At 51.1% G+C, this 10,587-nt stretch carries 8 protein-coding genes; 6 read left to right on the top strand and 2 right to left on the bottom strand.

The window, feature by feature from the left end:
* Positions 1-614: 614 nt before the first annotated feature.
* From BLR97_RS01710 to BLR97_RS01740, 6 genes are all read left to right on the top strand, one after another.
* The gene (locus BLR97_RS01710) at positions 615-1,061 is read left to right on the top strand and encodes a LexA family protein (protein ID WP_089701842.1); all 447 of its coding nucleotides are present in this window, start codon (positions 615-617) and stop codon (positions 1,059-1,061) included.
* Positions 1,058-2,332, top strand: coding sequence for a Y-family DNA polymerase (locus tag BLR97_RS01715; RefSeq protein WP_089701844.1), 1,275 nt, complete (start codon positions 1,058-1,060; stop codon positions 2,330-2,332). Before BLR97_RS01710 ends, BLR97_RS01715 begins: the two co-directional genes overlap by 4 nt.
* Positions 2,333-2,478: 146 nt before the next feature.
* A complete protein-coding gene (locus BLR97_RS01720) occupies positions 2,479-2,685 on the top strand; it encodes an AbrB/MazE/SpoVT family DNA-binding domain-containing protein (RefSeq protein ID WP_089701845.1) in 207 nt (68 codons plus the stop codon).
* Between the two features lie 713 nt (positions 2,686-3,398).
* Positions 3,399-3,773: a histone-like nucleoid-structuring protein, MvaT/MvaU family gene (locus tag BLR97_RS01730; protein ID WP_089701847.1), complete on the top strand. Its 375-nt coding sequence runs from the start codon at positions 3,399-3,401 to the stop codon at positions 3,771-3,773.
* 108 nt (positions 3,774-3,881) lie between these two features.
* Positions 3,882-4,970, top strand: coding sequence for a flavin monoamine oxidase family protein (locus BLR97_RS01735; RefSeq protein WP_089701849.1), 1,089 nt, complete (start codon positions 3,882-3,884; stop codon positions 4,968-4,970).
* A 178-nt stretch (positions 4,971-5,148) separates the two neighbouring features.
* The gene (locus BLR97_RS01740; protein ID WP_089701851.1) at positions 5,149-5,520 is read left to right on the top strand and encodes a diguanylate cyclase domain-containing protein; all 372 of its coding nucleotides are present in this window, start codon (positions 5,149-5,151) and stop codon (positions 5,518-5,520) included.
* A 115-nt stretch (positions 5,521-5,635) separates the two neighbouring features.
* Here the strand turns inward: BLR97_RS01740 and BLR97_RS01745 are convergent, their stop codons facing one another.
* Entirely contained in the window at positions 5,636-7,498 is a 1,863-nt protein-coding gene (locus BLR97_RS01745) for a diguanylate cyclase (RefSeq protein ID WP_244511105.1), read from the bottom strand.
* A 1,145-nt stretch (positions 7,499-8,643) separates the two neighbouring features.
* Positions 8,644-10,293, bottom strand: coding sequence for a methyl-accepting chemotaxis protein (locus BLR97_RS01750; RefSeq protein ID WP_089701855.1), 1,650 nt, complete (start codon positions 10,291-10,293; stop codon positions 8,644-8,646).
* Positions 10,294-10,587: the final 294 nt, after the last annotated feature.

The following is a 10,587-nucleotide window of genomic DNA, read 5'->3' on the forward strand; positions in this document are numbered from 1 at the left end:
GACCCAGGATACCCTCTGCGGCTTAAGACATTGCCTACTCAAAAGGTACCCCTCACCTACCCCATCGCTGAGGGGCCGCCTAGTTATTTCCTGAGAGTTATCCAATTGAACTCGGCTGGGCCGACACGCTTGGCAACGGCGATGGGTTTCTTGTTCACCCCCTAGACGACTGGACGCATTGGGATCCCGTGGCAGCGTCTATACACGGTATACGGCGAGACGAGCTGTTCGAAAAAGGTTTACCTGCCCATGAAGCTGCTGATCGGCTTAACGACATGCTTGGGTGTGAAGTCGTGTTTTGTGACGGACTGGATTCAGATCAATTATGGCTAAATAGGCTCTTTGATGCCGCAGGCGAAGTGCCTTCGTTCGAATTGGCTGATTTTCATCAGCTGCATACATTGCTCAGCAAGCAGCAGATAAAGTGTCGCTTCAACACATCCTTAGAGGCCTGCCCATACCTCACCGCACACAGGCTGATGCCGAACGTTACGCTAACGCCTTGCTCGCGAGCTACGCCAAAGAAGGCTCTCGCTAATATAAAAGCGGTGGCTTGTGTTCATTCCTGGTCTCCTTGATACTGTTTTTATATACAGTCTTTTGAGGTCGCCAATATGTCGCTCACCGCATCCTTGCTGGGGCGTGCTGATTCAGCCGCATCTCCCTATCGAATACCGCTTTATAGCAGCGCCGTGCGTGCTGGTTTCCCGAGCCCCGCTGATGACCACCTCGATACCGAACTGGATTTACACCGCTACGTCGTGAAGCGCCCCGCGTCGACGTATTTTGTGCGGGCGGAAGGGGATTCGATGATTGGCGATGGCATCCATCACGGTGACTTGTTGGTGGTGGATCGAAGCCTTGAAGCGCTCCCTGGCCGTATTATCGTTATCGCCGTCGATGGCGAGCTGACCGTAAAAAAGCTGGACCGCATTGGCCAGCGCGCGTACCTCAAAGCCAGCAATCCTCATTTCAAACCGATCCCTCTCGAAGGACGGGAGTCCCACGTGTGGGGCGTGGTCACCCATGTTATCCATGGTCTGCCGGGATCACTGCCATGATCGCGCTGGTCGACTGCAATAATTTTTACGTCAGCTGCGAGCGGGTATTTAATCCCGCTCTGGAAGGGCGCCCAGTGGGGGTATTGTCGAATAACGACGGTTGCGTCGTGGCGCGTAGCAATGAGCTAAAAGCCCTGGACGTTGAGATGGGCGCTGCCATGCACCTGCTATCGCCTGGGATTCGTCGGCAAGCGACACTGCTTTCCAGCAACTACGCGTTGTATGGGGACATGAGCAAACGCGTCACCCAGGCGCTTAGCGAGTTCTCTCCCCACGTGGACATTTACTCCATCGACGAGAGCTTTGTGGGGTTTCAAGGTTTTGACCCCGCCAGTCTAGAAGCGCGAGGCCATCGCATGCGCGCCACGGTGCGCCAGTGGACGGGCATTCCGGTATCGGTGGGCTTTGCCCCAACCCGCGTCTTAGCCAAAATTGCCAACCACGTGGCCAAGAAAGACCTCGTCTGTCACGGGGTCTGCAAGCTGGAAGCCAATAGCCTGGCCACCCAAGTGCTGTTGCAACGGCTGCCGGTCACCGAGTTATGGGGCGTCGCCAGACGGACAGGCGAACGCCTGAACGTGATGGGCATCGAGACGGCGTGGCAATTGCGCGAGGCCGACCCCAAGCAGATACGTAAGCGGTTCTCCGTGGTTCAGGAACGCATTGTGTGGGAGCTGCGCGGAGAGAACGCCATCAGCTTGGATGACATGAGTTTGCCCAAACAGCAGATCATGGTCTCCCGCAGCTTTGGCCGGCTGACTGAAAGCCCTCACGATCTTCGTGAAGCATTGCGGACGCACGCCTCTCGGGCTGGCGAAAAGTTACGCAAACAGGGCAGCGTCACGTCGGCGGTGATGGTGTTTGTGCGTACCAATCCTTTTCGTACGGATTTACCCCAATATCGGAACCGGATCGTGGTGACGCTGGAACGACCGACGGACGACAGTCGAGAACTGGTCGCCGCGGCCATTGAAGGACTGCGGAAGCTCTGGCGTAAGGGATTTGGGTATCACAAGGTAGGCGTCATGCTGCTGGATCTGTCCCCCAAAACGAATCGTCAGCTCACGCTCAACGAAACACCCCAAACGGAAGCCGAGGCCAAACGTAGCGAACAGCTGATGGCGACCGTGGATAAGCTGAATCGTGAGCTAGGGCGGGGCACCATTCAGTTAGGCGTGCCACGCCAACACAATGCCTGGACGCTACGCAGTGAACGGCGGACACCTCGTTACACCACCCAGTGGCGAGAGTTATTAAAGGTGCGTGCCTGATACAGAAGGGGGCGAGGGTGGATGCTATGCTGTTGCTAAAGGTTAGCGAAGGGCCTTTAACGGCTCTTCACGATGGCATACTCATCCATCAGTGGATCAGACCCAACAACCTCATGATTGATGCCAGCTAGCGAGGTTTATACGCCATGACGGATCCCCAGGAGAAACTCCGCAGCAGTGTCACCTCCCAAGGCGATTTACTTAGCCCTGTGGGCGAAAACGAGTGGGAAGCCCTAAGTGAGACGCCACGGTATACGCTGGAACAGCTGCTCGCCCAGTGCGATGCCGATGCCCCTGAAATGAAAGACGTCATGGATTGGCAACTTCTGAAGCGGACTGGGCGTGAACAGTAAGGTCTTTTCATCAGTCACACCTGATGGAGGAGGCGCAAACGAACGGAAAGCAAAGCGAGCGAGGCAAGCGTTGAGAGCAAAGCTGTCATTACCTCAACTATGGGAGCGCGCCAAATACGTCTCATGGCCACGTAGTCACGCCAACCCCATTGTCCGCGTGCCGAGGAGTCTAAAACGATTGCTCGGTTGCCCAATGAGTACGATACGTTTGAGTGCTGTATCGCGTATAGGGATCAGCGCGGCGTTGAGGTGTGGGGAAAGAAGCGCTGGAGGGAGTTACTGCTCGTCGAGGCACGCTCGGTCGCGAAGCATCATCAACGGCCTGCGGGTCCGATAACAGGTGTCTATCACTATGAACGCCCGTCGGGCTCAACCGCATGGATTGCAGCATGGTATGAGCTAACAGCCGACGGATCACGAAAAAACGCAGCGCCCAATTTACTTATGGCACTGACATATCCCGCTATGCTTCTTCTGATGACGCCATGCTGGCCGCGATTAGTAAACGAAAGGAAGAAGAAGCGCGATGGTACTGTTTACTGGGAGAGTGGGATGAGCGCTATGTGAGCAAATAGATGGACATCAAGCATTGCTCAGAAGCTTATGAAGTATGTGGTTTTAAACTAAAATCGAAAAGTTAGCGGTCCAAGCTTGATATGGTATATTAACCAACGGATAATCGTGAATAATTTAAAATCGTTTGAGTAAATTATATGCCGTCAGTATTAAATGATTACCTTAAGAAAGAACAAATGTTAAAGCAGCTTCAAGAAGAGCTGCAGCAGCTAGAAAGTAATAGCGAGCTCAAGAAGGAGCTAGAATTCAAAGAAAAATTGCACGCGCTTATGTCTGAATACGGAAAAGCGGCACGTGATGTGTGTGAAATCTTAGACCCTTCTAGCCTTAAGGCTCCCGCCAAGGGTGCCAGTGCAGGTGGACGTAAAAAACGGCTATTGAAGGTCTACAAGAACCCGCACACAGGCGAAGTGGTCGAGACTCGCGGCGGGAATCACAAGGTTATTCAACAGTGGAAAACTGAGTATGGTAACGACGAGGTCGTAAGCTGGGTTGTGGAAGAACGAGGCTAGCCCTCTCCTCGCCCATCGTCTTCGTGGTTATAGACTGCTTTAGGTGAAGACAATCTACTCACCACAATGCGTTATGCCTTCGGTTCTTATCAACCACCGAGACTTTTCATGCACACTCCACGTATTGCCATTGTAGGCGCTGGATTGGCAGGGCTTTATGCAGCGTTTTTGTTGGAGCAGCGGGGTATTACTGATTACGTGGTGTTGGAAGCGCGGGAGCGAGTGGGGGGGCGTATTGCGTCGTTATTGCCTGATGAGACTAACACTATGGAGGCGTTTGATTTGGGGCCTTCTTGGTATTGGCCGGGGTTTCAGCACTCGCTAGGAGCGCTGGTGGACTCGCTAGGTCTTACGTCGTTTGCCCAGTATGAAACTGGCGATATGATAGTGGAACGCTCTCACCAGATGCCGCCAGTACGTATGCAGGGCTTTGTAAATCAGCCCCCCTCCATGCGTCTACGGGGCGGCATGCAGGCGTTGATTGATGCGTTGCACCAGCGCGTTGGTTTTGCACGTATTTACACTGGGCAGGCTGTTCAGTCTATGTCGCTCACTTCCAGCGGCAGTGTGGAGTTGGTGTGTGCTGGCGGGCAGCGTTATACCGCCCAGCATGTGCTGCTGGCAGTGCCACCGCGGTTAGCAGCGCAGGCGGTTACGTTTTCACCGCCGCTACCCGAGCGGCTGACCCACCAATGGAAGAGTACCGCTACCTGGATGGCGCCTCACGCTAAATACGTCGCGCTGTACCCCACGCCTTTTTGGCGTGAAGAGCAACTTTCGGGAGAAGCGCGAAGTTTGATGGGTCCGCTGGGTGAAATTCATGATACGTCACATCCGGATGGCCACGGGGCGCTGTTTGGCTTTTTCAGTTTGCCCGCCAGTGCCCGTGCGCAGCTTGGCGATGAGGCGCTACTCCAGCACTGCCGTGCGCAGTTGGTTAGGCTGTTTGGTCCTCAAGCATCTAGCCCTAGGTGGGAGATGATTAAAGACTGGGCGCAGGAGCCGTTTACTGCTACTGATGCGGATCAAATGCCCAGCGAACACCACGGTATGGCGCCGCCAGCGCGCGCTGAACATGGCGCTTGGCAGCCTTGTTTAACTGGGATTGGCAGTGAGTGGGGCGAGCAGTATGCCGGTTATCTAGCAGGCGCCATCGAGGCGGCCGAGCTTGGCGTGGCGGATGTGTTAGCACTTTAGTGCGTTTGCTTGTCTTTGCATTAATTCCAACAGCTAATCACTAGAGCGCGTCAGTAGCGCTTTTAGGCTGTGGGATTCAAATCGCTGCTGAATATTATTGGCATAAAACTCTTCCAATACGTCGGGCAGCTTGCCGTTGAGCAGCTCATCGTACGGTGACAGGTGGCATTACGAAAATATGCTGGGTGTCTCTGTCCAGGAGATATATCATGGCCATGCCGTTGGTGATCAGACACTCATCGAAACGGCAAAGCAATTGAGTGAATGCGTACGAACCACTGATACGGTTGCACGCATTGGCGGTGACGAATTCGTGATTCTATACGCGCCGCCACTCCAGCCTGACGATATTGAAACTCTGCGCGCCAGAATCATCGCCTGCACGGATATACCCATTACCCTTAACGACGGCCTTTCCCTGACGTTATCGCTTAGCGTGGGGCTGGCTATTTACCCGACTGATGGGCAGCACATTGATAACCTGTTTACTACTGCCGACAATGACATGTACTCGCACAAATCAGCGCGAAAATCGCAAAACCGCCGCTAGATGTAAAGAAAATTCGGCTTTGAGTCGTTTTGTGGGATGTTTATCGCCTGTGGGTGGTAAGCTCCCCCCCCCTTGCTTATGAAAACTCACCAACCCCTGGTGTGCTACCTATGTCTCACAGCTTTCTAATGACAATACGGTTCCTGCCTGTGTCTTTTGCTTCATAAAGACCATTGTCAGCGCGCTTGATGGCGGCTTTTAACGTCTTTTCGTTGCTAGCGACATGCGTGACGCCAAAGGAAGCAGTAATGGTAATAGTGGCAGGCGTGTCATCGTGCTCAATAGATACATGAGCTTTTTCCACGGTAGCCCGTATGCGCTCAGCAACTTGCCACGCTTCCTCCAGCGTGGTGTTAGGCAGCAAAACTGCGAACTCCTCGCCACCGACGCGGCACAAGAGATCTTCCTGGCGCAGTAATCCTTTAATCTCGTCGGCAAAGCGCTTGAGTACTTCATCGCCTGCGTCGTGACCGTAGTCATCATTAATCTGCTTGAAATGGTCGATATCAATGGCGATGAGCGAAATGGGAGTTTGGTGCCTTGAAGCACGTGAGATTTCAACGCTGGCCTGAGCTTGTAAATAGCGCCGATTGAATACACCGGTTAACGGATCAGTCATTGCCTGGGCGCGAAGCTTCTCTTCAAGGTGCTTTCGATCAGTGATATCAAAAACAGAGGCGTTTGAATAAATAAAGCGGTCTTGTTCTAAATATCCAACGCTCTGAATCACCACCTGGCGCTGTTCGCCATCGGTGGCTACCAATTTGCATTCCGCTTCACCTTGGCGACCTGCTTTTACTTCCTGAAATGCTTGATCAAAATCCAGCAGTGAATCGGAGGAAATAAAGTCACGATAGCACCGATAACCGACGGCATCACGAGTTAAGCCTAGCCAGTCAAGCTCGGTTTGATTCATCTTGATGATCACACCATCGGCATTTAACGAGTGGTAACCACAGGGGGCACTTTCATACAGGTTGCTGACTTCAATGGCTCGCTGCTGAGCTTGGTGGCGCAGCAGACGCTGCTGATGACTGCTGAAAGCCCAATAGATACCAAGTGCAACAGCTGTCGAGTAGATGAGCAGTAAAAACCACACAACACTGGCATCGTCTTGTAGTAGCGATTTCCAGGTAGGGTTGGGGAGGCTGACTCCCAACACCCAGGGTAGGGTGTCGTCCTGACTGAAAATATGTCCAGCTAAACCCTGGTGAGTTTGGCGACGCATATCCATGCGCTGAAAACGTAGTAATCGGTTCTCCTGGGTCAAAACTCCTTTATCGAGTCCGGTAATATGCTGCCATGATTCGTCGGTAAGTTGAGCGTAATCATCACCAAAGCTCATTGGGGGCAGTTGTTGGTTTCGTTCTGTAAGTAGCCATCTTCCCTGTGCATCCGTCAATATAACGCCCGCAGTAGGTTCCATTTGCGCTGCCTGATGAACGGCCTCGGTCAGGTGCTGCCAATTAAGGCTCAGCAAAACCATCCCTTGGCGTTCACCTTGGTCGTCAAACACAGGAGTGGCAACATTGACGACCGGAATCACTTCGCCGCTAAAAATTTCATACTGAAGATTGCGTCCGGGAGGAGAGATGTAGAGATCACGTGCAAATAGTTCACTGGCACTTTTAAAGTAATCTGTGTTGGCATGATCTCTTCTGGCTAAGCGAGGATCGGAGGGAGTATCACCTGGAATACGCAGAACCTCTACGCCTTGGTTATCGATCAGCATAAGCTTGGTGTAGCGGGGGTAATGCTTGATCAAAGTCGATAAAAATCCGGTCAATTGTTCTGGCGCTGGGCTGCCAAGACCTGCCTTACCGTCTTTGGTCATGAGCGCTTTGATGGTCGGCATTTCTGCAATAGCGAGCGCGTAGCTAAGCGTCTCGTTGATATCGCGCCACAAGGTATTTTCACTGACTTTCAAGATAGCACGTATCTCTGAGCGGGTATTCTGCTGTTGTGTTTCCAAGTGCACATGAAGAACCGGCCATAGCGTAGCGGTGACTAAAACCAGCGGCACTATCACAGCCAATAATAGGCGCGTGAACAAACGTTGCTGAGTCAATGTTGGGTACCTGTGGTGGTTCAGACTCGCCATTCTATTATTACCAATGCATTATACGACGCCAAGCGACGGGCTGATACGCCAGTAAGCACACTAATTGAAGAGTAGTTAACGGTATTTAAACCATAGTGAAATAAACGTCAATCGGCCTATTAAGATCGGGCTAGAAAAAATTCATGCGGTAATACAGCCTGCAGTTAGAGATAATTGTCTTGCTTTTCTGATTTATGGATGTATTAAAATTTAATTGTCGCACCATTGAAATTCCTTTCAGAAAAACAGTCACGGTTTTTGAGTTTTATAAGCAATAACCCGAATGACCAGCTGAATTAAGTTAAATTAAAAACTGGAAGTCGCTCAGGTAACTGCCTAACCATTTCGCAACCATGTGAACTATAGAAATTATTTTCTAGCTATAAGTAAAATAAGAAGCTTGAAATCTATGTTTATCGGCAATCATATCACCGAAAAGGATTTACTGGCGAATCCCAGTAAAAAAACTGCTTATTTTTAATTTAAAGATGTTAGCACGGTCTCGCGAAGATTGTTTCCAGTGACCCGACCTCGATCCATAAAATCCACTGAAGTGCTGCTATTGTTGACTATATATTTAGTGAAAAGCAATCTCATCGAGCCGCACAGCTCGATCTCTTGGGTATCGCATATGACGCTACTGCCTATGATATACCGGGTTGGCGACTAGCTGAGATGTTACTTCAGTGGGCTAAAGAGTACGTGAGGCCAGAGGATTGGCGACGATTGCAAGCACGTGTCAGAAGGCGCCGCGGTTGACTTGCTATCTAGGAAGCCAGAAACCTGCGTCTCCAGACAATTTTTCGTTTTGTGCCTCATTAATAGACCTTTGAATAATTGGCTTTTAAAGTCAGTGGCCTCGAGTTCCAGTCATGGGTAATGGAGCAATATCAGCGGTATCTATCTAGTTTATTTGTTATTTTTTGACCGATTTCCGCCGTGTTGACGGAAACCGGAACTTCCTCATTCAAGGCGTTAATGCTTACTGAAAGAAAGCGCCACAATGTCATCTCAGTCGTGCGTTAAAATGACTCCCACTCCGGCTCTCTGTTTGTGCGGCTGTGCGTGCTCGGCAAGCTGGCTGATGAAGAGCTCTGCTTGGCGGGTGAGGGGGCGTTGCCCTTTGGATCACTGGGCAGCTTAAAGCTCGTAATTAGCTCAGCAAGGCGATCCGCCTGATCTTGCAGTGAGGCCGCAGCCGTACTGGTTTGTGTAACAAGCGAAACGTTTTGCTGTGTCGCCGAATCCATTTGCGTTATGGCTGTGCTCACCTGGTCGATACCGCTTTTCTGTTCGTTAACAGCCAGCGCAATTTCCTGCATCAGGTCGGTTACTTGCCTAACGGCTGCGACCGTCTCGTCCATTCCCTCGCCGCTGCGCTCCGATTGGCGAACGCCTTCTTTAATGCGCGTGGCAATGTCGTCGATGATAACGCGGATCTCGCCGGATGATTCCGAGGTCTTAGTGGCAAGCTTGCGCACTTCGCCGGCAACTACCGCAAAGCCTCTGCCATGTTCACCTGCACGGGCAGCTTCTACCGAAGCGTTAAGCGCCAAAATATTGGTCTGGAAGGCAATGCTTTCAATGACCTGGATGATTTCCTGCACCTTTTTGGAGTGCTCTTCCATATTGGTCATTAACTCTGTGGTTTGGTCGACTTCCTTGCGGGTATCACCGGCTTTGTGTGAAGCACTCTCTGTTAACTGACGAGCTGAGCTTGAAGTTTGATTGTTTTGATGAACGGTCGATGACATTTCCTCCATACTGGAAGCAGTTTCCTGCAGAGCGCTTGCCTGTTCTTCGGTACGCGAGGCTAGGTCTTCACTGCCGCTAGCAATCTCACGGGCGCTATTCGCCACAAGCTCGCCGGTTTGGGTCAGTGTGAGCATCATGTCGGTGAGCTTGTTCTGCATCAGCCGCATAGCCTGGTAAAGCTTACCGATCTCGTTGCTGCCTTCATTATGGATCTGACTGGTTAGGTCTCCTTGAGCGATATTCTCACAGATAGTGACTGCCCGGCTTAGCGGCTTAACGATAAAGTGACGCATGCCAAATTGAAGGGCTACAAAGAGGATCAACGCTATCACTAGTAATATGGTGGAGATCCAAATCACTTGCTGGCTATAGGCTTCAGCGTCTGCCTCCATTTCACTGGCGCGATCACTGGCATAACGGCCGAAATCACGCGTTGCGCTGGTCAAATCACTAGCGTTATCTTCCAGGCGTTGTTCGTCAGCGGCAATTTGTTCTACGTCGCCTTGCTCAATGCCGGCCACCAGATCCTCTGTAATTGCTTCTCTGTAGCTGGTGAGAACTGCCATATAATAAGGAAAACGCGATTGGTCTTCCGTGATGTCATGGGCATCAAAGGCGTCAAAGCGTGCTTGCGTACGTGCGAGACTTTCGCGAACTTGCTCAATCGATTCATCAGCCCCAGGTTCGTTGTTGCTTGAAAGTTCAACAAACTGCGCCATACGTAAACGCATTTCCATCAAGTTAACTTCCATCCGATTAGCAGCCATTACTTGGTCTGCACTCAATTCAGACAGCTCATTGATCTCATCCAGGCTGGTGCGCGAGGCGTTGATGGAAAAAGCGCTAATGATGAGCACCATAACAATGAGCAACGCCATCGCGCCGGTTAAGCTATGCTGAATGCGTATGTTTTTCATGTGTGTTCCCTTGGGTTTAGCTGCGTGGGTTTCAGAGGTGTATTAATAAGTCATTTTTAATTTATTTAATTTTTATGACATCTTTGTGTTAAGCAGCTAGCGTGTCTCGCATTAGCTCTATAACTTATTATTAAGTAGCATTTGAAATGCTTCTTAATCAAGTGTCTCTTGGGAAAAATGCTTCCAAATTCCACTTGCAATGTAGCCCCCATCATTGGTAACGCCTTGGGTTTATTTCTGGATCCTGTTGCAAAAATGATTTCTGCCTCGTTGTCAATTATCTAAAGGGTGGAG

This window comes from Vreelandella arcis, assembly GCF_900103865.1.
GTDB lineage: Bacteria > Pseudomonadota > Gammaproteobacteria > Pseudomonadales > Halomonadaceae > Vreelandella > Vreelandella arcis.

Bases quoted from the DNA above. Each gene is read 5' to 3' on its own strand.
- BLR97_RS01750 (WP_089701855.1), bottom strand. From the start codon at position 10,293: ATGAAAAACATACGCATTCAGCATAGCTTAACCGGCGCGATGGCGTTG.
- BLR97_RS01715 (WP_089701844.1), top strand. From the start codon at position 1,058: ATGATCGCGCTGGTCGACTGCAATAATTTTTACGTCAGCTGCGAGCGG.
- BLR97_RS01710 (WP_089701842.1), top strand. From the start codon at position 615: ATGTCGCTCACCGCATCCTTGCTGGGGCGTGCTGATTCAGCCGCATCT.
- BLR97_RS01740 (WP_089701851.1), top strand. From the start codon at position 5,149: ATGCTGGGTGTCTCTGTCCAGGAGATATATCATGGCCATGCCGTTGGT.
- BLR97_RS01735 (WP_089701849.1), top strand. From the start codon at position 3,882: ATGCACACTCCACGTATTGCCATTGTAGGCGCTGGATTGGCAGGGCTT.
- BLR97_RS01720 (WP_089701845.1), top strand. From the start codon at position 2,479: ATGACGGATCCCCAGGAGAAACTCCGCAGCAGTGTCACCTCCCAAGGC.
- BLR97_RS01730 (WP_089701847.1), top strand. From the start codon at position 3,399: ATGCCGTCAGTATTAAATGATTACCTTAAGAAAGAACAAATGTTAAAG.